Raw genomic sequence first — 23,298 nt, 5'->3', positions numbered from 1 at the left:
ATGCCCGCACTGCAGCGCCGAATCGGGGCCCCTGCTCTCCTGCCGGACGAGTTCCGCGCGGGGCTGGAGCGGCGCATCCGCCAGGCGAGCGGGCTCGTCCTCGTCGGGCTCGCCATGCTGTGCACGGCGGCGCTGGTCACCTGGTCGGTGAAGGATCCGAGCCTCAGCCACGCGACCTCGGCGCCGGTGCGCAACCTGCTCGGCGTGCCGGGGGCGATCGCGGCCGACCTGTTCATGCAGCTGTTCGGCCTCGCCACCCTGGCCCTGGTCGGCCCGGTCGCCGCCTGGGGCTGGCGCCTCGCCAACCAGCGCCGCTTCGACCGCGAGCGCTGGCGCGTGCTCGCCTGGGCGGTCGGCGCGCCGCTCGCCGCCGGCTTCGCCGCCTGCCTGCCGCGCAGCGCCGCCTGGCCGCTGCCGAGCGGGCTCGGCGGGGTGATCGGCGATTTCCTGGTGCGCGGGCCCGCCACGCTCCTCCCGGCCGGCTGGGGCTATGTCAGCCTCGCCGCCGTCTACGGCCTGCTGGCGCTCGGCGCCATGGTGTTCGCCAGCGGCTTCGGCTTCGCCGAGGTGGACGAGGAGACCGCCGCGAAGGCGCCGGCCCGGAAGCCCGCAGCGCCGCCGCCGGTCCGCGAGCCCGAGGCCGACGACGAGGAGGACGGCAGCGAGCGCGCCTCGGTCTCGCTCGGCTTCCTGGTGCATTCGATGCTCAGCCTGAAGGCGCGCGCCCTGCGGCTCGCCCGCCACGGCATCGCGGCCGGCGCCCGGCTGATGAAGACCTCGCGCGAGCCCGACATCGACCATTTCGCCTTCGAGCGCCGCGAGCCGCGCTTCGACGGCGAGGCCGCCGACGCCGCCGAGCGCCGCGCCTTCGACGACGCGCCGCCCTTCGACGCGGCCGACGAGGCGGAGATCGAGGAGGACGTCGAGGAGGAGGAGGACGAGGAGCCGGCGCCCAAGCGGGCCAGGAAGCCGCCCGCCAGGAAGCCGCCGGCCAAGGCGAAGGCGAGCGAGTACGAGCTGCCGTCGATCAATCTCCTGGCGGCGCCCAAGGCGTCCGACCGCCACGCGCCGTCGATGGAGCTGATCAAGGCCAACGAGGCGGCTCTGCAGACCGTGCTGGGCGACTTCGGCGTGCGCGGCGAGATTCTCGACGCGCATCCCGGGCCGGTGGTGACTCTCTACGAGCTGGAACCGGCGCCGGGCATAAAGTCGTCGCGGGTGATCGGGCTCGCCGACGACATCGCCCGCTCGATGAGCGCCGTGTCGGCCCGCGTCGCCGTGGTGCCGGGCCGCAACGTGATCGGCATCGAGCTGCCCAACGCGACGCGCGAGAAGATCTATCTGCGCGAGATGCTGGCGGCCGAGCAGTATCACGACTCCTCGGCCAAGCTGCCGCTGTGCCTGGGCAAGACGATCGGCGGCGATCCGGTGATCGTCGACCTCGCCCGCATGCCGCATCTCCTGATCGCCGGCACCACCGGTTCGGGCAAGTCGGTCGCCGTCAACACCATGATCCTCAGCCTGCTGTACCGGCTGCGGCCGGATCAGTGCCGGCTGATCATGGTCGACCCCAAGATGCTGGAGCTGTCGGTCTACGACGGCATCCCGCACCTGCTCACGCCGGTCGTCACCGACCCGAAGAAGGCGGTGGTCGCGCTGAAATGGGCGGTGCGCGAGATGGAGAGCCGCTACAAGAAGCTCTCCAAGGTCGGGGTGCGCAACATCGACGGCTACAACGCCCGCCTCGCCGAGGCGAAGGCCAAGGGCGAGCGGCTGACCCGCACCGTGCACACCGGCTACGACAAGGAGACCGGCACGGCCATCTACGAGACCGAGGAGCTCGACCTCGAGCCGCTGCCCTACATCGTCGTGGTGGTGGACGAGATGGCCGACCTGATGATGGTGGCCGGCAAGGACATCGAGGGCGCCGTGCAGCGCCTCGCCCAGATGGCCCGCGCCGCCGGCCTGCACGTGATCATCGCCACCCAGCGCCCGTCCGTCGACGTCATCACCGGCACCATCAAGGCGAACTTCCCGACCCGCATCTCCTTCCAGGTCACCTCCAAGATCGACAGCCGCACGATCCTCGGCGAGCAGGGCGCCGAGCAGCTGCTCGGCCAGGGCGACATGCTCTACATGGCGGGCGGCGGCCGCATCAGCCGCGTGCACGGCCCGTTCGTCTCCGACGAGGAGGTCGAGAAGATCGTCCGCCACCTGCAGGCCCAGGGCACCCCGCAATATGTCGAGGAGGTCACGGCCGAGGAGCCCGAGGGCGACGGCGAGGCCGTGTTCGACGGCACCGCCATGGGCCAGGAGGGCGGCGACCTCTACCAGCAGGCCGTCCAGGTGGTGCTGCGCGACCGCAAGGCCTCGACCAGCTACATCCAGCGCCGCCTGCAGGTCGGCTACAACAAGGCCGCCTCGCTGATGGAGCGGATGGAGCAGGAAGGCATCGTCGGCCAGGCCAACCACGCGGGAAAGCGCGAGATTCTCGTCGGCGGCGACGGCGCCGAGGACAGCTTCTGAGCGAGCCGCTATGCTCCGTTCGAACGCCGCGGCGAGTCGCCCCGCGGCGCGCCGGTCCGATCGATTCGCCGCCCGCCGGGCCGCGAAATCGCCATAGACCTGGACGACAGGTCTTCTCTCTGGGCAAGGGGTGAATCGGAGATGATCATGCGGACTTCGGGGGCGGCCGCGCTGGTCGGCGGCATGGTGCTCGGGACCTGCCTGCTGGGCGCCACCGCAATGGCCGCAGCGCAGACGGTTCCGCTTCCGGTGCCCTCGCCCAAGCGGGTCGCCCAATCCACCCCGCCGGCCCGGGCGCCGCTCACCGCACCGGCGCTGACCGGCACCCCGCCGACCGGCTCGATCGTCCCGGTCGCCGCCCCGGCGCGGACCGGGGCGCTGGACGGCTCGCAGAAGGCGCTCGCCGACAAGGTCAGCGGCTATCTGTCCGGCATGTCGACGCTGGTCGGCAACTTCATCCAGGTCGGCCCGGACGGCGGCCGGACCGAGGGACAGTTCTACATCCAGAAGCCCGGCAAGGTGCGGTTCGAGTACAACCCGCCGAGCCCGATCGACGTGATCGCCGACGGCAACTCGGTGGTGGTGCGCGACCGCAAGCTGGCCACCCAGGACCTCTACCCGCTGTCGCAGACGCCGCTGCGCTACCTCCTGGTCGACAAGATCGACCTCACCAAGGACACCAACCTGGTGTCGGTCTCGGCCGACGACGTGTTCGTCACCATCGTGATCGAGGAGAAGCAGGCGCTCACCGGCACCCACAAGCTGATGATGATGTTCGGCGCCAAGGACCTGCAGCTCAAGCAGTGGACCGTGACGGACCCGCAGGGCTACGACACCACCGTCGCGGTCTACAATCTCGACCCGGCCTCGAAGCCCGACCCGGGCCTGTTCCGGATCAACTACGAGCGGGTGCTGCAGTAGCCGGTACGGCCGGATCCCGCCACCGCCGGAGCGGCCGGCGGAACGGATGCTGCGACGCGGATTTGTTCGAAGGGCGCGCCGGCCGGTGCGCCCTTCGCCGTTTCGCCGATCGCAGGACCTCCGTTCACAGGACCCCCGCCGATGAAGAAGACGCTCGCCGTGGTCGCCGGACTTCTCGCCGCCAACGCCGTGGCCGTGGCGATCGCGACCCGCCGGGCGGAGCGGAGAAATCCGCCGCGCGGCCGCTTCGTCCGGGTGATGGGCCTGCGCCTGCACGTGATCGAGGCCGGACCGGCCGACGCGCCGGCCGTGCTGCTGCTGCACGGCAACGGGGCGATGGCCCAGGACATGGTGGCGAGCGGCCTGATCGAGCGGCTCGCCCGGACCCACCGGGTGATCTGTCCGGACCGCCCGGGCTTCGGCTGGAGCGAGCGCCCGCGGCACCCGCTGCCGCCCGAGGCGCAGGCGGAGCTCGCCGCCGACCTGCTGCGCCTCCTCGGGATCGACCGCGCCGTGGTGGTCGGGCACTCGTGGGGCACGCTCGTCGCGCTGGCGCTCGCCCTCCACGCTCCCGAGCTCGTCACCGGCCTGGTGCTGGCGGCCGGCTACTACGTCCCGACCCGGCGGCTCGACGTGTGGATGGTGTCCGGCCCGGCCTGGCCCGGCGTCGGGCTGCTGATGCGGCACACCCTCTCGCCGCTGATCGGCGCCGCGATCGCGTGGCCGTTCGTCCGGCGGCTGTTCGCGCCGCGCCCGGTCTCGCCGGCCTTCCGGGCCGGCTTCCCGGTCGCGATGGCGCTGCGACCGGAGCAGCTCCGGGCGACCGCCGAGGAATCGGTCGTCATGATCCCGGCCGCCCGGCGGCTGCGGCGCCGCTACGCCGACATCGCCTGCCCGGTGACCGTGCTGGCGGCGGCCGGCGACCGGCTGGTCGAGGAGCTTCAGGCCCCCCGGCTGGTCGAGGCCCTGCCGAACGCGACGCTGCGGATCGTGCCGGGGGTCGGCCACATGATGCATTACGATCCCGCCGTGGCGGACCGGATCGCGGCCGCCGCCGCGGCGCTCGCCGCGCCGAGCCCGCCGTTCGCCGCCGGCCCGCCGCTCGAGCCGGACGCCGACCCCGAGGCGCAGCCCGTCGTCGGCGCCGCCTCGGCCTGACGACCGGCGTCGCCGGCCGGCGCGACGCCTTGCTCCTGCCTGCATCCGGGCTATCAAGGGACCGAGAAGAAGGTCCCGATGCCCCTCACCATCTCCACCTGGAACATCAACTCGGTCCGGCTGCGGATCGATCTCGTGGCCAAGTTCCTGAAGGCGACCCGGCCGGACGTGCTGTGCCTGCAGGAAACCAAGTGCCCGGACGACGCCTTCCCGCTGAAGCCGCTGGCGAAGCTCGGCTACGTCCATGTCGCGACCAACGGCCAGAAGGGCTACCACGGCGTCGCCGTCGTCTCGCGCCTCCCGTTCGAGGCGGTCGACCGGCGCAGCTTCTGCGACAAGCAGGACTGCCGCCACGTCGCGGTGACGTTCGGCGAGCGGGCCGGCCTGAAGGATCCGGCGACCCTGCACAACTTCTACGTCCCGGCCGGCGGCGACGAGCCGGATGCGGCCGTGAACCCGAAGTTCGCCCACAAGCTGCAGTTCCTCGACGAGATGCGGAGCGCCGCCGGGCTGCACGCCGCGCCCGGCGCCCGCGCCATCCTGGTCGGCGACCTCAACGTCGCGCCGCTCGAGCACGACGTGTGGAGCCACAAGCAGATGCTCAAGGTGGTGTCGCACACGCCGATCGAGTGCGAGAAGCTCGGGGCCGTGCGGGCCGCCGGGCAGTGGGTCGACGCCATGCGCATGCACGTGCCGGCGACCGAGAAGCTCTACACCTGGTGGAGCTACCGGGCCGCCGACTGGGCCGCCTCCGACCGCGGCCGCCGGCTCGACCATGTCTGGGTGAGCCCGGCGATCGGCGACCGGGTCTCGGCCATGACGGTCAGCCGGGCGGCGCGCGGCTGGACCCAGCCCTCCGACCACGTGCCGGTGACCGTGAAGCTGGAGATCTGAGCGCACGGACCGGCCCACTGATGCATTTGTCGCCCCCGCTGATGCATCAGTTCGAGGCGAGCACGCCTCAGCGGCCCGGGTCCAGATTCGCCCGCACCTGGGCGATGTCGTCGGCGGTCTCCAGGGCGCGCTCCGCCAGGTGGTCGCGCAACCGGAAGGCGGCGTCGGGGAAGCCTTCCAGCATCTTGAGGAACAGCTGGCGCGGGATGCGCATCACCACGGCCGGCTCGGTCGCCGTGGCGGTGACCGGGCGGACCGTGTCGATGAGCAGCGCCATCTCGCCGAGCAGCACCCCGGGGCCGACCGTGACGAGCGACCCGTCGGTGCGGTCCGGATCGAGCCGGAACGCCCCCTCCTGCACGACGTAGCCGCAGTCGGCCGCCTCGCCGGCGCGGAACAGCACGTCGCCCGGCCCGAGCGAGCGGCTCTCGCAGCCGATCGCCAGGATCCGCAGCGCGTTCGGCCCCAGCAGGCGGAACGTCGGGACGCCCGCCAGGAAGCCGATATCGTCTTCGATGCTCATGCCGTCGCGACGATGCTGCAGGCCTGGGGCGGCTCCCGGGGCGGCCGGTTCCGTGGAAGGCAGGTCCGGCCGCGCCCCGGCGGCCGGAACTGTCGAACTTACCGTGACATCGGCGAAAGTGGATTCCCATCTTCCGCGCAAATGAACCGTAATGCGATAACCTTAAACAGTTTTCTTCGCGTCCGGACCGCCCGCGGCGGGCGGCGGAGCCTCGCGCGGCGACGCGGACCGGGCGGCCCGGCGTCAGGGCACCAGCTTGTAGCCGCCCGCCTCGGTGACCAGGATCGACGGCGTGGCGGCGTCGCGCTCGACCTTCTGGCGCAGCCGGTAGATGTGGGTCTCCAGCGTGTGCGTGGTGACGCCGGAATTGTAGCCCCAGACCTCCTGCAGCAGCACGTCGCGCGACACCGGCTTCTGCCCGGCCCGGTAGAGGAAGCGCAGGATGGCGGTCTCCTTCTCGGTGAGCCGCACCTTGTTGCCCTTGGGTCCGACCAGCAGCTTCGAGCTCGGCCGGAACGTGTAGGGGCCGATGGCGAACACCGCGTCCTCGCTCGCCTCGTGCTGGCGCAGCTGGGCGCGGATGCGGGCGAGCAGCACGGCGAACCGGAACGGCTTCGGCACGTAGTCGTTGGCGCCCGACTCGAGCCCGAGGATCGTGTCGGAATCGGTGTCGTGGCCGGTCAGCATGATGATCGGCGCCTTGAAGCCGTTCTTGCGCAGGATGCGCACCGCCTCGCGACCGTCGATGTCGGGCAGCCCGACATCCATGATGACCAGATCGAACGGCCCCACCTTGGCGGCCTGGACGGCCTTGGCACCGGTGTCGACCGCGGCCGGCTCGAACTCGTCGTGGAGCGAGAGCTGCTCCACCAGGGCCTCGCGCAGCTCGGCTTCGTCGTCGACGATCAGGATCTTGCGGGCATTCGGCATCGCTCGAGGCCTCTGGCGCACGCGCACATGGAACGCGATAGTGCGCGAAGTAGAGCATTCGGGGGCGAAAGAGCAAGTGTCCCGACGCATTCGCAGGCGGCCATACCCTTGATTCGTCAGACCCATGGGCGAGAGGCGGCGCGCCCGCCGGACGCCCGTCTCCGCCGCGTCGTGGTGACGGCGTGCGCCGGCCGGCCGACCCGCGGCTGGCTCGCGGCCGGGCCGCTGCGGCTGCCGGTGGCGCTCGGCCGCGCCGGGCTGAGGGCCGACAAGCGCGAAGGCGACGGCGCCACCCCGCGCGGGGTGTTCCGGCCGCTCCGCCTGTGGTGGCGGCCCGACCGCGGCCCGCGGCCGCGCACCGGCCTGCCCGTGCGACGCATCGGGCCCGACCTCGCCTGGTGCGAGGATCCCGCCGACCGCCGCTACAACCGGCCGTTCCGCCGGCGCGACGGCGAGGCCGGCGACCGCCTGTGGCGCGACGACCGGCTCTACGACCTGGTGATCGAGCTCGACCACAATGCCCGCCCGCGCATCGCCGGCCGCGGCAGCGCCGTGTTCGTCCATCTGGCCCGTGACGGCTTCCTGCCGACCGCCGGCTGCGTCGCGCTCGCCCCGAACGACCTGCGCCGGCTGCTGGCGATGATCGGGCCGAAGACCCGGATCGTCGTGAGGTGACGCCCGCCGTCCGGGCGCGGCGCTCTCGGTCCGCATGCGAACGATCTCCCGATCCCGCGGCGCCGGCGCGCCCGGGCTTTGCCCATGAGGTCCACCACCCGTTCCCCGCGGCGTCCGCAGAAGCCGAGGGACGCGGAGCGCCGACAGGCGCCGAAACCGTGCTGCGTCCGTCGGGACGCAACGCGCATCGAAGCGTCGATGCGCACGCCTCCCGGCGCTCCGCGGCGGCATCTTTACGGCGACGGGTCTCGCGCGCTCTCCGCAGCACCGACGGCGGTGGTCCGGCGTCGGCCTGTGCGGCGCTCCGGGTCGTCCATGCCCAGCGAAGATCCCCCGACACCGCCCGGGGACCGCGGCTGACGAGGCCGGGCCCGCAGGTGCCGCATGCGCCGGCCGGCGTCTCTCCGGATCCGGCGCCCGGCTTTTCTGACGGGGACCGCCCCCGCCGTGGTGCGGAGCTTTCGGCCTCGCCCCCGTAACCGGAGGCGCGTCCGAGAAGACCCGCACGTCACCGGCCCGCTCCGCCGCCCGACGTCACCGGTCGACGTCCCTCGACGAGCGAGACGGGAGGAGTATGATCCTGGATAGGAATTTAGTCAAGAGGCCGGTTGGCTCGGCCTTTGTGCGGTTTGCAGAAACTGCGGCCCGTTGTTACGATCGCCACCATTAGGACGCAGAACGAGTTTTCGAAAGCCGCGCTGCGTACTCAGGAACGCGAGCGCAGGAACCGCCCGGGCCCGGGCTGAATTCGGCCGGAATTCCGATTCGAGACGCCCGCCCCAGTTCACTGTCCGGCCGCGCAAACCGAGATGTCCGAACCATATCGCGGCTCGCAAAAGCACAAGAACCGGCCGGCGACCGGGAGAAAGGGCACGCTGTGCCCGGAATGGACTCACATCACGGATGTCTGCCGCCGCCTCGGCAACGATGTCGACGCGCATCCTTGGGAAAAGACGCAGGCTGGCCGTCTCTTCGAGAGCAGCGTTCCCTGCCCGAACGGCTCCGGCCGACGTTATGCAACGGCGCGCGGCATCGCCTTCATCGCCGTCCCCACCAACGACGGAACGTGGCATGGCTATCCGGTGCCGTGGCAAAGCGTTCCTGCGGCGCTCAAGAATCGTTGGCAGGACGAAAAGCTGATACGGTCGCGCGACCTGAAGCGATACATGGAGAGGCCCGAGGACGACGTCCACTGGGCGTTGGAATCCGACGATGACTGAGTTCACCCGGTTTGGAGACCCGCAGCGGTTCTCGATCGCGGTGCGGTGGGTTCGCGACAGCGAGCCACGCGAGCGTCGGCCGGCGGACCATGGGTGGTCGATGGGCGATCTCAGGATCGACGTCGCCGGGCGCAACATCACGCAAAGCCTCCAGGGCACCCAGCCGAAGGCTCATGTCGGCTGGTATCTGTCACCGCTCCTCGAGTGGCTCGCCGACAATTGGATCCCGTTGCTGCACGAGGAGGACTTTTCCTGGTCGGAGAAGTCCTCGGCACCGGCCCTGGTGGCCTGCCGGCGCGCCCTGGACCGCTGGATCGGCGAATCCGACGAGACCGGACGCGCAACCTACGCGACCGTGCAGGCCTGGTATCGTCGCCATGCGCTGCGGTCTGCCGCGGAGGGCGGTCTGCTTCCGGACCTGTTCGTTCGCCGCTTCATTGACGACATCGAGCTGTCCTGGTCCCTCGCGACTCCGCTCTTCGCGCCGGAGGGATTCACCTTCGTGGCGGAGCCCGGCACGGCGCGCCTTCCGGTGGCGGACGTCGCCGGACCGCTCTGGGAGGCGCTGGCCTGGGCCGTGCGAACGGCGCCGGCCGAGACGGACTCCGACCGGGCGGCAGCTACGCGGCTCGCGACCAAGATCACCGCGCTGCGTGACACGTCGGCGGCCGCGATGACGGCCGCTTATGTCCAGAGTGATCTCCTCGCGAGCGTTCGGGCCGCTCTTGCGCGACTTGGCGCCGCCGCGCACCGCCTGCTCGACGACGTGCGGATCGTGGACGTCCCGGCGGTGTCCACATTCTCACCCGCGGTCGCGATGTTCGGCGGCGTGACGCCGAACATCGGTCGCGAGGATGTCGACACGATCTCGTCCCTTCTGGCCTCACGCATGGACATTCCGGAGAGCCCTGCCCTGGCCGAGCTCGTCCGCCCGCGCGCCGGGGTTCCGCTCGGCGTCCCCCACCAGGACGGCTACGACTTCGCCGCGGAGCTGCTGGAGGACCTCGACGAGCCCGGCGACGCCGAATGCATCGACATCCGCGGCGTCGTCCGTCGGCTCGGCATCGACGTCAGGGAGACCCGCCTCGTCACCGACACGATCCGCGGCGTCGCCCTCGCGGGTGAAGGATTCGGTCCCACGATTCTGGTGAACACGGCGAGCATCTACAACGCCGCCGAAGAGGGCCGGCGGTTCACGCTGGCCCACGAGCTCTGCCACGTCCTGTTCGATCGCGGCCGCGCCCGTCGGGTGGCTGTGGCGAGCGGCCCTTGGGTCGCGCCCGGCATCGAAAAACGGGCGAATGCGTTCGCGGCCTACCTGCTGATGCCTGGCCCACTCGTGCGGCGGCTGTTGCCGGCGCAGCAGCGCATCGAGCGCGATGACATCGTGAAAGCCGCTGCGACCTTGCGCGTGAGCGAAACGGCCCTCACCGAGCACATCTACAATCTGGACCTGATCGGCGAGTGGGATCGTGAAAGACTGCGCGCCGCCTTTCGCGGACCGTCGAGCGACTGACACCAGCAGCCCTGAACCTCGACCCGTCATCCTGAAGTGCGAGCACGGCGAGCCTCGGAGGAGAGCGGCCCGGGCCGTCGCCCTTCGAGGCCCAGCCTTCGGCCGAGCACCTCGGGGTGACGGAGCGAGTCGAAATGCGCGGCCGCCGGAAACGAGCCTCCCATTTTCATATAGCAGCGAGGAACGGCTGCCTTTTCCGGCGCGCCCCATCCCGCGCGATTCGAGACGCGGGCCTCACGATCCGGACTTGCGACGGCGCGCAGCGACGACGAGCGTCGTGTTCGGGTCGACGAAACGCGCCCGAGATCACGATCCACGTCGCCGCCGCTGATCCACGCGGCACCGGTGCCGGCCGGCGACCACCTGTGGCGCGACGACCGGCTCTACGACCTGATGATCGAGCTCGACCACAATGCCCGCCCGCGCATCGCCGGCCGCGGCAGCGCCGTGTTCGTCCATCTGGCCCGTGACGGCTTCCTGCCGACCGCCGGCTGTGTCGCGCTCGCCCCGAACGACCTGCGCCGGCTGCTGGCGATGATCGGGCCGAAGACCCGGATCGTCGTCCGGAGGTGAGCAGGCGCGGCGCGGACGCATGCGACGTCACCGGCGGCGACGTCGGTCGAGGAGCGGGCTTCGGGCGCAGAGGAGGATAGTCAGCGTGGGACGTCGTCGCCTGCGAAGGCCGCACGGGTTGCCGGTGCGCGGATCTGCATCTACAATACGTGTAGACATCTAGATCGCTGGTGTAGACAGGACGCCCATGGCACTCCACATCCGGGACGATCGCGCCGGCCGGTTGGCCAAGGCCCTGGCCGAGCGTCGGGGCGTGACCATGACTCGCGCCGTCATCGAGGCGCTCGAAGGGGCGCTCGCTCGCGACGCCAGGCCGCTGGCGGAGCGCCTCGAGGAGATCGCCCGCGATGCGGCCCGCTTACGCGATCCACAGCGCAGCCGCCCCGTGGACGAGCAGGAGGTCGACGATCTCTGGGGCAATTCGTGATCTTCGTCGACACCTCGGCGATCGTCGCCATCCTGACCTCCGAGCCGGAGGCCACCGAGCTCGCTCGCGCGATCGAGGCGGCGGACGGGGCCGTCTCGGCCGGCCATGTCGTGCTCGAGGCCGCGATGCGACTGTCCACCCTGCTCGGCGTCACGCCGACCGTGGCCGACGGGCTGGTGACGCGTCTGCTTCGCGAGGCGCGGATCACCATCGTGCCGATCACCGAGGAGACCGCCCATCTGGCGGTCGCGGCCTTCGAGCGGTACGGCAAGGGCCGCCACGAGGCCCGGCTGAACTTCGGCGATTGCCTGTCCTATGCATGCGCCGCCGCGCACGACGCGGCGCTGCTGTTCAAGGGAGAGGACTTCGCCGCCACCGATGCCCGGCGGGCCTGAGGGGGCCGGCTTCTCTCCGTCACGCAGAGCCGCTCGCTGATGTCGAGCGCAGAGACCCCATGTCCCCGGCGGAATGCGTGAGCGAACCGGGAACCGGCTCCGACCGCGGCATTCCGGGCTGGATTCCGGGTCCGACGCTCCGCGTCGTCCCGGAATGACGAACTCTGCAAAGCTCTCGAAGCGAGAGGGAAGAGTGGCCGTGGCACGCGACGACCGAAGCTGATCAGTTCCGCAGGCCCGGCGCCTCGTGGCCGGTGCGGGCGACGTATTCGGTGTAGCCGCCGCCGTACTGGTGGACGCCGTCCGGGGTGAGCTCGAGCACGCGGTTGGACAGCGCGGCGAGGAAGTGCCGGTCGTGCGAGACGAACAGCATGGTGCCCTCGTAGGAGGCCAGCGACGTGATCAGCATCTCCTTGGTGGCGATGTCGAGATGGTTCGTCGGCTCGTCCAGCACCAGGAAGTTGGGCGGATCGTAGAGCATCAGCGCCATCACGAGACGCGCCTTCTCGCCGCCGGACAGCACGCGGGCACGCTTCTCGACATCGTCGCCGGAGAAGCCGAAGCAGCCGGCGAGCGTGCGCAGCGAGCCCTGGCCGGCCTGCGGGAACGCGTCCTCCAGGGTCTCGAACACGGTGCGGTCGCCGTCCAGCAGGTCCATGGCGTGCTGGGCGAAGTAGCCCATCTTGACGCTGCCGCCGACCGTGACGGTGCCGGCGTCGGGCGCGGTCGCCCCGGCGACCAGCTTGAGCAGCGTCGACTTGCCGGCGCCGTTGACGCCCATCACGCACCAGCGCTCGCGGCGCCTGATCATGAAGTCGAAGCCTTCGTAGATGCGCTTGTCGCCATAGCCCTTGTGCACCGACTTCAGGCTCACGACGTCCTCGCCAGAGCGCGGCGCGGGAGGAAAATCGAACAGCACGGTCTGGCGGCGGCGCGGCGGCTCGACCTTCTCGATCTTCTCCAGCTTCTTCACGCGGCTCTGCACCTGCGCGGCGTGCGAGGCGCGCGCCTTGAAGCGCTCGATGAACTTGATCTCCTTGGCCAGCATCGCCTGCTGGCGCTCGAACTGCGCCTGCTGCTGCTTCTCGGCGAGCGCGCGCTGGCCCTCGTAGAACTCGTAGTCGCCCGTGTAGGTGGTGAGCGAGCCGCCGTCGATCTCGACGATCTTGGTGACGATGCGGTTCATGAAGGCGCGGTCGTGCGACGTCATCATCAGGGCGCCTTCGTAGCCCTTCAGGAACTGCTCCAGCCAGATCAGGCTCTCGATGTCGAGATGGTTCGAGGGCTCGTCGAGCAGCATCACGTCGGGGCGCATGAGAAGAATGCGGGCGAGCGCGACGCGCATCTTCCAGCCGCCCGACAGCGCGCCGACGTCGCCCTCCTGCATCGCCTCGTCGAAGCCGAGCCCGGCCAGCACCTCGCGGGCGCGGGATTCGAGGGCGTAGCCGTCGAGCTCCTGGAAGCGATGCTGCACCTCGCCGTAACGCTCGATGATCGCCTCCATCTCGTCGGCGCGGTCGGGGTCGGCGAGCGCGTGCTCGAGCTCCTTCAGCTCGGCCGCCACCTCGCTCACCGGGCCGGCGCCGTCCATCACCTCGAAGAGCGCGCTGCGGCCCGCCATCTCGCCGACGTCCTGGCTGAAATAGCCGATGGTGACGCCGCGATCGACCGACACCTGACCCTCGTCGGGCGGCTCCTCGCCGGTGATCATGCGGAACAGCGTGGTCTTGCCGGCGCCGTTCGGGCCGACCAGGCCGATCTTCTCGCCGCGCAGCAGCGCCGCCGAGGCTTCGACGAACAGGAGATGGTGGCCGTTCTGCTTGGAGATGGAGTCGAGGCGGATCATCGAGGCGAGCTTCTCGGGGCGCGGTCCAGGGGGATCGGGGCGGTTCGGGCCGCCCTTATGGCACGCCGGGCCGGACAGGAAAGGATTTTTCGGCCCCTTCGGACCGACACCGACGGCGGCCGGGATCAGGGCTCTGACCCGAAGCGCCGCATCCGAGGCATGCGACCGAGAACCGGGAACCCGTCTCCAGCGGGATGCGCGGTCGCCCTGCCCGGAAGCTCGCTGTTCCGCTGCGCTGCCTCGGCGAAGGCCTCGTGTCCCGGGCGCGGCGCATCAGGCCTGCGGCCTGCTGCGCCTCGTCCGAGGCACGAGGCCGGGCACCGGGATCGTCGCTTCATCCATCGGGGTGCGCCGGCCGCGAATGGCAACTCACCCCGGCCCGCCGGCGTCCGCCTTCGGTCGGTGGCCGAAGATCGCGGTGCCGACCCGCACATGGGTGGCGCCGAACCGGATCGCCACGTCGAAGTCGTCGCTCATCCCCATCGACAGCAGCTCGAGACCGTTGCGGCGGGCGATCTTCTGCGCCAGGGCGAAGTGCGGGGCCGGCGCCTCGTCGGCCGGCGGGATGCACATCAGGCCGCCGACCGTCAGGCCGTAGACGTCGCGGCAGGCGGCGACGAAGGCGTCGGCCTCCTCGGGCAGAACCCCGGCCTTCTGCGGCTCGGCCCCGGTGTTGACCTCGACGAACAGCAGCGGCTGGCGGCCGGCGCGCTGGACCTCCTTGGCGAGTGCCGCGGCGAGGCTCGGCCGGTCGAGCGAGTGGATGGCATCGAACAGCGCCACCGCCTCGCGCGCCTTGTTGGACTGCAGCGGCCCGATCATGTGCACCGCGATGCCGGGGTGCTTCTCCTGCAGGGCCGGCCACTTGGCCTTGGCCTCCTGGACCCGGTTCTCGCCGAACAGGCGCTGCCCGGCGGCGATCACCGGCTCGATCTCGGTGGCCGAGAAGGTCTTGCTCACCGCCACCAGGGCGACGGAGCCGGGGTCGCGCCCCGCCTCGCGGGCGGCGGCGGCGATGCCGGTCCGCACGGCGGCGAGCCGGGCGGCGGCCGGCGCGGCGCCGTCGGCGGGAGGGGGAGAGGTGTCGGACGTCGTCATGACGGATTGACTCGAATTTTAGCGATCGACCGAACGCGACTTTCACGCCGCCCGGGTAGCATCTTATCGGGGAATGGGGCGACACGGATGAAGCATCAGCAGCGGTCTCCTAGCACGCGGCGCCGTGGCAAGCCGAGACTGAGCATCCGAGCCCGCCTGATGCTGCTCGCCCTGCTGGCCGTGGTGCCGCTGATCCTCGACCGGGTGCACCTCACCGAGACGAACCGGGTCGAGCGCATCCAGACCGCCTATGCCGAGGTCGTCACCGTGGCCCACCGGGCCCGCGACGCCCAGATCGAGACCATCGAGGCGGCCCGCGCCCTGATGCAGGTGGTGGCGCGCGCCTATGTGGCGACGGCGGCGAGCTCGTCCGACTGCGCCTCCTTCCTGTGGGGCTTCGTCTCCGACGCCCCGTGGGTGACCAGCCTGTCGGTGGTCGGCCCCGACGGCCGCATCTCCTGCTCGACCCGCCGCCAGGTGATCGGCCTCGACCTGTCCGACCGCGACTACGTCAACGACGTCCAGCGCACCCGGCACTACGTGCTCAGCGACTACCTGCTCGAGCGCTCCTACGAGAAGTCGACCGTGCTGATGGCGTTCCCGATCGTGCGGCCCGGGGTCGCCGAGGTCGACGTGCTGCTGGCGCCGATCGACCTGCACTGGCTCGCCCGCCTCGGCCAGGGGGTCGAGAGCCGCGCCGGGATGGCGGCCTACCTGATCGACGGCAAGGGCACGGTGCTGGCCGGGGTGCAGAGCCGCGAGCGCCTGGTCGGGCGCCATTTCGGCGATCACCCCCTGGTCAAGACCGTGCAGGCGCAGCCCGACGGCACCGCCACGCTCGAGGGCTTCGACGGGGTGCGCCGCATCTACGGCTACACCAGCCTGCCCGGCACCGACGCCCGCATCGTGGTCGGCTTCGCCGAGCGCGAGGTGGTCGGCAAGATCGACCGCGACTCCGGCATCGCCTACCTGCACGTCGCCTTCTTCGGCCTGCTCACCGTGATGGCCGCCTGGATGGTCGGCGAGCACCTGATCGTCGAGCCGATCCGGGCGCTCGCCCGCACGGCGACGCGGATCGGCCAGGGCGACCTGAAGGTGCGCACCGACCCGGGCAGCTGGGCGCCGGAGTTCGCCCCGCTCGCCAGCGCGCTCGCCGACATGGCGGACCGGCTCGCCACCCGCGAGCGCGAGCTGCGCTCGGTCAACGAGCACCTGGAGGAGCTCGCCTCGATCGACGCCCTCTCGGGGCTCGCCAACCGCCGCAGCTTCGACGCCCGGCTCGCCGCCGAGTGGCACCAGGCCGCCGAGGCCGGCCACACGGTCGGGCTGCTGATGGTCGACGTCGACCATTTCAAGCTGTTCAACGACAGCTACGGCCACGTGCAGGGCGACGCCTGCCTGCGCCAGATCGGCCGGGTGCTGACCGCCGTGGCCGACGGACCGTCCGACTTCGCGGCCCGCTGGGGCGGCGAGGAGTTCGTGCTGCTGCTGCCCGGGGCCGGGCTCGACCGGGCCGTGGCGATCGCCGAGCGGCTGCGCCTCGCCGTGATGGCGCTGCGCATCCGCAACGAGGGCGCGCCGTGCGGCACCATCACGGTGAGCGTCGGCGTCACGGCGCACGTGCCGGCCGCCGACAGCCGCCCGCAACGGCTGATCGAGGCCGCCGACACCGCCCTCTACGCCGCCAAGCGCCGCGGCCGCAACACCACCGTGATCGACCGCGACATCCCGCTGGCCGAGGCAGGGTGAGAGGACGGGCCGCCCCCGCAGCGGCCGCCGCCGCCCCGCCCTGGGCACAACCCCGGATCACCCCGTCCGGGACGCGCGAGCGTTGACCCGGGCGCCGCAATGATGTCCAACGGGCCGGACATTTCGCTGCGAGCGAGCCGAATCTCATGACTGCAGAACGCTATAATGCCCGCGTCTCCGAGCCGCGCTGGCAGGCCGTGTGGGACGAGCGCGACATCTTCGCCACCCGGAACGACGATCCCCGGCCGAAATACTACGTGCTCGAGATGTTCCCCTACCCGTCGGGGCGCATCCACATGGGGCATGTGCGCAACTACACGATGGGCGACGTGGTGGCCCGCTACAAGCGCGCCAGGGGCTTCAAGGTGCTGCATCCGATGGGCTGGGACGCCTTCGGCATGCCGGCCGAGAACGCCGCCATGGCCAACAAGGTCCATCCGCGCGAATGGACCTACGCCAACATCGCGACCATGAAGGCGCAGCTCAAGTCGATGGGCCTGTCGCTCGACTGGGACCGCGAGGTCGCCACCTGCGACCCGGCCTACTACAAGCACCAGCAGCGCATGTTCCTGGACTTCGTGAAGGCCGGGCTGGTCGAGCGCAAGCAGTCCAAGGTCAACTGGGACCCGGTCGACCAGACCGTGCTGGCCAACGAGCAGGTGATCGACGGCCGCGGCTGGCGCTCCGGCGCGCTCGTCGAGCAGCGCGAGCTGACCCAGTGGTTCTTCAAGATCACCAAGTTCTCCGAGGAGCTGCTGACCGCGCTGGACGGCCTCGACCGCTGGCCCGAGAAGGTGCGGCTGATGCAGCGCAACTGGATCGGCCGCTCCGAGGGCCTGCACGTGCGCTTCGCGCTGGACCCGGCGACCACGCCCTCCGGCGAGACCGAGCTCGAGATCTTCACCACCCGGCACGACACGCTGTTCGGGGCGAAGTTCATGGGCCTGTCGCCCGACCACCCGCTCGCCCGGGCGGCGGCCGAGAGGAACCCGGCACTGGCCGCGTTCATCGCCGAGGCCAAGCGCATCGGCACCGCCCAGGAGGCGATCGACAAGGCCGAGAAGCTCGGCTTCGACACCGGCATCCGGGCCGTCCACCCGTTCGACCCGAGCTGGAAGCTTCCGGTCTATGTCGCGAACTTCGTGCTGATGGAGTACGGCACCGGCGCCATCTTCGGCTGCCCGGCGCACGACCAGCGCGACCTCGACTTCGTCAACAAGTACGGGCTCGGCAACACCCCGGTGGTGTGCCCCGAGGGCCAGGATCCGGCGACCTTCACGATCACCGACGAGGCCTATGTGGGCGACGGCCGGATGATCAACTCCCGCTTCCTCGACGGCATGACGTTCGCGCAGGCCCAGGAGGAGGTGGCGAAGCGGCTGGAGAAGGAGATCCGCGGCAATGCGCCGGTCGGCCGCCGCGAGGTGATGTACCGGCTGCGCGACTGGGGCATCTCGCGCCAGCGCTACTGGGGCTGCCCGATCCCGGTGATCCACTGCAAGAGCTGCGGCACGGTGCCGGTGCCGATCGCCGATCTGCCGGTGACGCTGCCGGACGACATCGAGTTCGACCGGCCCGGCAACCCGCTCGACCGCCATCCGACCTGGAAGCACGTCGCCTGCCCGCAATGCGGCGGCCCGGCGACGCGCGAGACCGACACCATGGACACGTTCGTCGACTCGTCCTGGTACTTCGCGCGCTTCACCGACCCGTGGAAGACCGACGCGCCGACCGACCGCGCCGCGGTCGATTCCTGGCTGCCGGTGGACCAGTATATCGGCGGCATCGAGCACGCGATCCTGCACCTCCTCTACTCACGCTTCTTCACCCGCGCCATGAAGGCGACCGGCCATGCCGGACTCGACGAGCCGTTCGCCGGCCTGTTCACCCAGGGCATGGTGGTGCACGAGACCTACCGGAAGCCGGACGGCACCTTCGCGGCGCCGGCCGAGGTGACGATCGCCGGCCAGGGCGACGCCCGCACCGCGGTCCTGTCCGGCACCGACGTGCCCGTCGAGATCGGGCCCATTGAGAAAATGTCGAAGTCGAAGCGCAACACCGTCGACCCCGACGAGATCATCGGCTCGTACGGGGCCGACACGGCGCGCTGGTTCATGCTGTCGGACTCGCCGCCCGAGCGCGACGTCATCTGGACCGAGGAGGGGGCGCAGGGCGCCGCCCGCTTCGTTCAGCGCCTGTGGCGGCTGATCGGCGACGCCGAGGCCGTGGCCGCCGCGGGCGACCTGCCGCGCCCCGCCGTGTTCGGCGAGGCGGCCGTGGCGCTGCGCAAGGCCGCCCATCTGGCGCTGTCGCGCGTCTCGGAGGATATCGAAAAGCTGCGGTTCAACCGCTGCGTCGCCCATATCTACGAGCTCGCCAACGCGTTCCAGGGGTCGCTCGCGGCCGCCGGGAGCGAGCCGCCGGCCGACTACCGCTGGGCGGTGCGCGAGGCGGCGACCATCCTGGTGCAGCTGTTCCATCCGATGATGCCGCACCTCGCCGAGGAATGCTGGGCGGTGCTGGGGCGGACCGGCCTCGTCTGCGAGGCCGCCTGGCCGGAGGTCGAGCCCGATCTGCTGGTCGAGGACACGGTCACGCTGCCGGTGCAGATCAACGGCAAGAAGCGGGGTGATGTAACGGTGCCACGCACCGCCGGAAAAGCGGAGGTGGAGGCTGCCGTTCTCGCCCTGGACGCTGTACAAAAGGCGCTCGGGGGCGCAGCCCCCAAAAAAGTCATCGTCGTCCCGCACAGGATCGTCAATGTGGTGGCTTGATCGGACGGGACTGAACCGAACGGAAGCGGGGCGGACCGGGCTCGCGCGCACGGCGCGGGTCGGCGTCACCCTGCTCGCGCTCGCGCTGCCGCTCGCCGGCTGCTTCCAGCCGCTCTACGGCAGCCGCACCCTTGACGGCGGCCCCTCGGTCAACGCCTCGCTGTCCCAGGTCGACATCGCCCAGATCCCGGCGCCGAACGGCACCGCCGAGTCGCGCATCGCGGTGGAGCTGCGCAACCAGCTCGTCTTCGGCCTGTCGGGCGGCAACCCGGCGCCGCCGACCCACCGGCTCGACATCCGCATCACCACCAGCCGCGTCTCGGTGATCGTCGACACCCAGACGGCCCGCCCGGACGTCGAGAATTTCGGCATCACGGCGAGCTACAGCCTGGTCGACCTCAACACCGGCAAGCCGGTGGTCACCGACCAGGCGTTCAGCCGGGTGTCCTACGACATCCCCGGCCAGCAGCAGCGGTTCGCCCGCCAGCGCGCCCTGCGCGACGCGGAGAACCGCGCCGCCGGCGTGATCGCCGAGACCATCCGGTCGCGCCTCGCCTCCTATTTCGTCGCCGGGACGTGAGCCGTTCCACCGTCATGGCCGGGCTCGTCCCGGTCATCCCCGTCTGGTCTCGCGGCGACCGCTGAAAGACGTGGATGCCCGCGACCAGCGCGGGCATGACGGGTCCGTGGATCGGCCACGCCGCGACCGTTCGAGCGACATCGTCCCATGACCGCCGTGACATGACCGCCCTCAAGGGCTCCGAGATCGACGCCTATGTCAGCCGGCCGGACGCCGGGCGGCCGATCGCGCTCGTCTACGGGCCGGACGCCGGGCTGGTGCGGGAGCGGGTCGAGGCGCTGGTGAAGGCCTCGGTCGACGATCCGAACGACCCGTTCGCGCTGGTGCGGCTCGACGGCGACGCGGTCGAGCCCGGCCGCATCGCCGAGGAGGCCCATACGGTGCCGCTGTTCGGCGGCCGCCGCGCCGTGTGGATCAAGGCCGGGCGGACCAACCTGGCCGCCGCCGTCGAGGCGCTCGCCGCCGACCCGCCGACCGACTGCCGGGTGGTGGTCGAGGCCGGGGATCTCCGCAAGGACGCGCCGATCCGCCTCGTCTGCGAGAAGGCCCGCAACGCCGTCGCCCTGCCCTGCTACGTCGACGGCGACGCCGATCTCGGCCGCCTCGTCGACCAGGAGATGAAGGCCGCCGGCCTGACCATCGCGGATGACGCCAAGACCCTGCTGGTGTCGCTGATCGGCGGCGATCGCCGCGCCTCGCGCGGCGAGCTGAAGAAGCTCGCCCTCTACGGCCACGGCCGCGGCCGCGTCGAGGTCGACGACGTGCTGGCCGTGATCGCCGACGCCGCGGCGCTCGCCCTCGACGACGTCATCGACGCGGTGTTCGCCGGCAGGCCGCAGGTGTTCGACACCGAATACGCCCGCGCCCGCGCCGCCGGCACGGCGGCCGACCGGCTGATCACGACGGCGCTGCGCCACGCGGCCCAGCTCCACCGCACCCGGGTCGCGATCGATTCCGGCCGGCCCGCCCAGGAGGCTCTGCGCGAAGGGTTTCGCGGGCTGTTCTTCCGGCGCGAGCCGATGGTGCGGGCGGCGCTGTCGGCGTGGACGACGCCCCGCCTCGCCCAGACGATGGCGGATCTGGCCGAGGCCGCGACCGCGGTGCGCCGCAACGCCGACCTCGCCGACGCGCTCTGCCATCGCGCCCTGCTGCAGGCCACCCTGCGGGCGCGCCAGAAGCGGTAGGCCGACGCGGTGCGGGCTGCCACCGTGGTCCCGGACGTGGGGCGTCGCGAGGCGAAGCGGCGCGTCCGGGGCATGGAGCCGAGAGCCGGTCCTACTTGTAGTACCCGACCCCGCAGGCCTGGCCGCCGACCCGGATCAGATAGGTCTCCTTCGGCACCGGGTCGGCGCCGCCCGGCCGCGGGAACCGGTACTCCACCGCGGTGACGGCACCCTCCTTCGGGGCGGCGTAGAGCTTGTCGCCGAGCGGCGTGCCGTCCTTCTCCTTGAGATTGCGGACGTCGGTGCCGAGCAGGGCCTTGTTCGGATGGGCCGTGAACTTGCCGCTACCGGTCTCGAAGCAGAAGACGTAGAGGTCGCGGTCGCGGAAGCCGCCGCCGGCCTCGTTGAACGCGGCGACGGCCGCGGCCTCGCCCTGCTTCAGGGTGGCTTGCGCCTTCTCGACCATGGCCTTGGCCTCGGCGGCGGAGCCGAACTCGGCGGCGGCGGCCGGCGTGGGGCCCGCCGGACCCGGCCCGAGCAGGACCGCGGCGGTGGCGACGAGCGCAGCTGCGAGCGACGATCTCATGACGTCCTCCCTGATCGATAATCGATGCTGAAAAGTCGGGCCGGCCGGGTCCTGCCCGGCCTCGGTCGCCCGCCCCAGTATCGGTGTGGATGGCAGATCGATGCAACCATGCGGTGCGGGACGGCGAGATCGACGGCGGGAACAGGTAGCCTCATACGACTAGGACGTGCTCGATTAACCTCGAAGTAGGCTCGGCCCGGCATCATGCAACCCGAGGACTGCATAAGAGATTGGAGGGGACGCCATGGCCGCACGACCGGCGACGGGCGACGAGGTGGTGCGCACCATCGCGCGGACCGTGGGGGTGCTTTCGGTCGAGCTCGCCGACGTGGCCGGCAACATCGCCGACGTCGACGCCAAGGCGCAGAGCCTCACCACCGAGTGCCGCACCCTCTCGATGGCGGCGACCGAGCTGACCAGCTCGAACCGCCGCATCGGCACCGCCGCCACGGCGGCCGATCGGACCATCGAGGCAGCCTGCGCCGAGATGGACGCCTCGGCCCAGTCGGTGCAGACCTCGCTCGGCGAGATCAGCGCGCTCGCCACCGCCACGGCGAGCTTCGAGAGCAAGCTCGACGGGCTGCGGCTGGCGCTGGAGCGGGTCGCCAAGGCGGCCGGCGGCATCGACGCGATCGCGCGGCAGACCAACCTGCTCGCGCTCAACGCGACCATCGAGGCGGCACGGGCCGGCGAGGCCGGAAAGGGCTTCGCGGTCGTCGCCCAGGAGGTCAAGGCGCTGGCCAAGCAGACCTCGGAGGCCACCGCCGAGATCGCCGCGACGCTCGCCCTGCTCGACACCCAGACGCGCGGCCTGATGGCCGAGTCGGCCGAGACGGTCGGCCGCGCCACCACCGTGCAGGCCGGAACGACGGCGATCCGGCAGGTGATCGACCATGTCGGCCCGGCGATGACGCGGATGCGCGGCGACATGCGGGCGATCGTCGAGGCGAACGTCGACATCCAGGCGCGCTGCGACTCCCTGCAGGCCGCCTTCGAGGCGATGAGCGACAACGTCGCCCGCTCCTCGGAGGATCTACGCACCGCCGACCAGCGGGTGCACGGACTCCTCAAGCGCAGCGAGGAGCTGGCGCTGCTCACCGCCCAGGCCGGCGTCGAGACCGACGACACCGGCTTCGTCGAACTGGTCGCGGAGGCGGCGCGAGAGATCGGACGGCTGTTCGAGCGCGCCCTCGACGAGGGGCGGATCGGCACGACGGAGCTGTTCGACGAGACCTACGTACCGGTGCCGGGCACCGATCCGCAGCAGGTGACGACCCGGTTCACGGCGCTGTGCGACCAGCTGCTGCCGGGCGTCCAGGAACCGCTGCTGGCGAAGAACGCCCAGATCGCCTTCTGCGCCGCGGTCGACCGCAACGGCTACCTGCCGACTCACAACAGGAAGTTCTCGCAGCCGCAGCGGCCGGGCGAGACGGCATGGAACACGGCCAACTGCCGTAACCGTCGCATGTTCAACGACCGCACCGGCCTCGCCGCGGGCCGCAGCACCAAGCCGTTCCTGCTGCAGACCTACCGGCGCGACATGGGCGGCGGCACCTTCGTGCTGATGAAGGACTGCTCCGCCCCCATCACGGTCCGGGGCCGCCACTGGGGCGGATTCAGGATGGGCTACACGGCGGAGCGCGGCTGACGCGCATCGCACGACCGCGTCGCGGCGGGCGGCCGAGCTCGGCGTCGGGCCGGGTCCCGAACGCGCCTCGATCGCGGCCGGACGACGGCGGACGTG

At 71.2% G+C, this 23,298-nt stretch carries 19 protein-coding genes and 1 pseudogene; 15 read left to right on the top strand and 5 right to left on the bottom strand.

The window, feature by feature from the left end; translation table 11 throughout:
• The 4 genes from J2S22_RS02920 to J2S22_RS02905 all read left to right on the top strand — a co-directional run bounded on the left by J2S22_RS02920 (position 1) and on the right by J2S22_RS02905 (position 5,499).
• Positions 1 to 2,526, top strand: a complete 2,526-nt coding sequence (locus J2S22_RS02920; RefSeq protein WP_272775118.1) for a DNA translocase FtsK — start codon at positions 1 to 3, stop codon at positions 2,524 to 2,526.
• Positions 2,527 to 2,673: 147 nt separating this feature from the next.
• Positions 2,674 to 3,447, top strand: a complete 774-nt coding sequence (locus J2S22_RS02915) for an outer membrane lipoprotein carrier protein LolA (RefSeq protein WP_272775117.1) — start codon at positions 2,674 to 2,676, stop codon at positions 3,445 to 3,447.
• Between the two features lie 141 nt (positions 3,448 to 3,588).
• Entirely contained in the window at positions 3,589 to 4,605 is a 1,017-nt protein-coding gene (locus tag J2S22_RS02910) for an alpha/beta fold hydrolase (protein ID WP_272775116.1), read from the top strand.
• Between the two features lie 78 nt (positions 4,606 to 4,683).
• Positions 4,684 to 5,499 carry an exodeoxyribonuclease III gene (locus J2S22_RS02905; RefSeq protein ID WP_272775115.1) on the top strand — a complete coding sequence of 272 codons (816 nt, stop codon included), beginning with the start codon at positions 4,684 to 4,686 and terminating at the stop codon, positions 5,497 to 5,499.
• 67 nt (positions 5,500 to 5,566) lie between these two features.
• Here J2S22_RS02905 and J2S22_RS02900 read toward each other — a convergent pair whose 3' ends face one another.
• Both J2S22_RS02900 and J2S22_RS02895 read right to left on the bottom strand, forming a co-directional pair.
• Positions 5,567 to 6,022, bottom strand: a complete 456-nt coding sequence (locus J2S22_RS02900; protein ID WP_272775114.1) for a cyclic nucleotide-binding domain-containing protein — start codon at positions 6,020 to 6,022, stop codon at positions 5,567 to 5,569.
• 243 nt (positions 6,023 to 6,265) lie between these two features.
• Positions 6,266 to 6,952, bottom strand: a complete 687-nt coding sequence (locus J2S22_RS02895; RefSeq protein ID WP_272775113.1) for a response regulator transcription factor — start codon at positions 6,950 to 6,952, stop codon at positions 6,266 to 6,268.
• 108 nt (positions 6,953 to 7,060) lie between these two features.
• Between J2S22_RS02895 and J2S22_RS02890 the strand changes: the two genes are divergently transcribed.
• The 6 genes and pseudogenes from J2S22_RS02890 (at position 7,061) to J2S22_RS02865 (ending at position 11,758) form a co-directional block, all read left to right on the top strand.
• Positions 7,061 to 7,627, top strand: a complete 567-nt coding sequence (locus tag J2S22_RS02890) for a L,D-transpeptidase family protein (RefSeq protein ID WP_272775112.1) — start codon at positions 7,061 to 7,063, stop codon at positions 7,625 to 7,627.
• An 809-nt stretch (positions 7,628 to 8,436) separates the two neighbouring features.
• A complete protein-coding gene (locus J2S22_RS02885; protein WP_272775111.1) occupies positions 8,437 to 8,847 on the top strand; it encodes a hypothetical protein in 411 nt (136 codons plus the stop codon).
• Complete coding sequence (locus tag J2S22_RS02880; RefSeq protein ID WP_272775110.1) at positions 8,840 to 10,363, top strand: ImmA/IrrE family metallo-endopeptidase; 1,524 nt, start codon at positions 8,840 to 8,842, stop codon at positions 10,361 to 10,363. Before J2S22_RS02885 ends, J2S22_RS02880 begins: the two co-directional genes overlap by 8 nt.
• Before the next feature lie 300 nt (positions 10,364 to 10,663).
• Positions 10,664 to 10,936, top strand: a pseudogene (locus J2S22_RS02875) (L,D-transpeptidase family protein); the annotation flags it as partial.
• A 187-nt stretch (positions 10,937 to 11,123) separates the two neighbouring features.
• A complete protein-coding gene (locus tag J2S22_RS02870; RefSeq protein WP_272775109.1) occupies positions 11,124 to 11,363 on the top strand; it encodes a type II toxin-antitoxin system VapB family antitoxin in 240 nt (79 codons plus the stop codon).
• Positions 11,360 to 11,758 (top strand): type II toxin-antitoxin system VapC family toxin, encoded by a 399-nt coding sequence (locus J2S22_RS02865; RefSeq protein WP_307155786.1) that lies wholly within the window; start codon positions 11,360 to 11,362, stop codon positions 11,756 to 11,758. Before J2S22_RS02870 ends, J2S22_RS02865 begins: the two co-directional genes overlap by 4 nt.
• Positions 11,759 to 11,981: 223 nt before the next feature.
• On the opposite strand, the gene J2S22_RS02860 is transcribed toward J2S22_RS02865, so the two are convergent.
• A complete protein-coding gene (locus tag J2S22_RS02860; protein WP_272775108.1) occupies positions 11,982 to 13,604 on the bottom strand; it encodes an ABC-F family ATP-binding cassette domain-containing protein in 1,623 nt (540 codons plus the stop codon).
• Between the two features lie 369 nt (positions 13,605 to 13,973).
• Positions 13,974 to 14,702 (bottom strand): YggS family pyridoxal phosphate-dependent enzyme, encoded by a 729-nt coding sequence (locus J2S22_RS02855; RefSeq protein WP_272775107.1) that lies wholly within the window; start codon positions 14,700 to 14,702, stop codon positions 13,974 to 13,976.
• A 159-nt stretch (positions 14,703 to 14,861) separates the two neighbouring features.
• Here J2S22_RS02855 and J2S22_RS02850 point away from each other — a divergent pair, with 159 nt between their 5' ends.
• The 4 genes from J2S22_RS02850 to holA all read left to right on the top strand — a co-directional run bounded on the left by J2S22_RS02850 (position 14,862) and on the right by holA (position 20,989).
• Positions 14,862 to 16,451: a sensor domain-containing diguanylate cyclase gene (locus tag J2S22_RS02850; protein WP_272775106.1), complete on the top strand. Its 1,590-nt coding sequence runs from the start codon at positions 14,862 to 14,864 to the stop codon at positions 16,449 to 16,451.
• 146 nt (positions 16,452 to 16,597) lie between these two features.
• Positions 16,598 to 19,225 (top strand): leucine--tRNA ligase, encoded by a 2,628-nt coding sequence (gene leuS / locus J2S22_RS02845; RefSeq protein WP_272775105.1) that lies wholly within the window; start codon positions 16,598 to 16,600, stop codon positions 19,223 to 19,225.
• Positions 19,212 to 19,805 (top strand): LPS assembly lipoprotein LptE, encoded by a 594-nt coding sequence (lptE, locus tag J2S22_RS02840; RefSeq protein ID WP_272775104.1) that lies wholly within the window; start codon positions 19,212 to 19,214, stop codon positions 19,803 to 19,805. The genes leuS and lptE overlap by 14 nt, the downstream gene beginning before the upstream one ends.
• 161 nt (positions 19,806 to 19,966) lie before the next feature.
• Positions 19,967 to 20,989: a DNA polymerase III subunit delta gene (gene holA, locus J2S22_RS02835; protein WP_272775103.1), complete on the top strand. Its 1,023-nt coding sequence runs from the start codon at positions 19,967 to 19,969 to the stop codon at positions 20,987 to 20,989.
• Between the two features lie 91 nt (positions 20,990 to 21,080).
• On the opposite strand, the gene J2S22_RS02830 is transcribed toward holA, so the two are convergent.
• The gene (locus tag J2S22_RS02830) at positions 21,081 to 21,554 is read right to left on the bottom strand and encodes a cache domain-containing protein (RefSeq protein ID WP_272775102.1); all 474 of its coding nucleotides are present in this window, start codon (positions 21,552 to 21,554) and stop codon (positions 21,081 to 21,083) included.
• Between the two features lie 244 nt (positions 21,555 to 21,798).
• Here J2S22_RS02830 and J2S22_RS02825 point away from each other — a divergent pair, with 244 nt between their 5' ends.
• Entirely contained in the window at positions 21,799 to 23,202 is a 1,404-nt protein-coding gene (locus J2S22_RS02825) for a methyl-accepting chemotaxis protein (protein WP_272775101.1), read from the top strand.
• The last annotated feature ends 96 nt before the right edge of the window (positions 23,203 to 23,298 follow it).

Origin of the sequence: Rhodoplanes tepidamans (assembly GCF_030813915.1) — a bacterium.
In the GTDB taxonomy this organism is placed as follows: Bacteria; Pseudomonadota; Alphaproteobacteria; order Rhizobiales; family Xanthobacteraceae; genus Rhodoplanes; species Rhodoplanes tepidamans.
The sequence above is the reverse complement of the archived record's forward strand: the minus strand, read 5'-3'. Positions and strand labels throughout refer to the sequence as shown.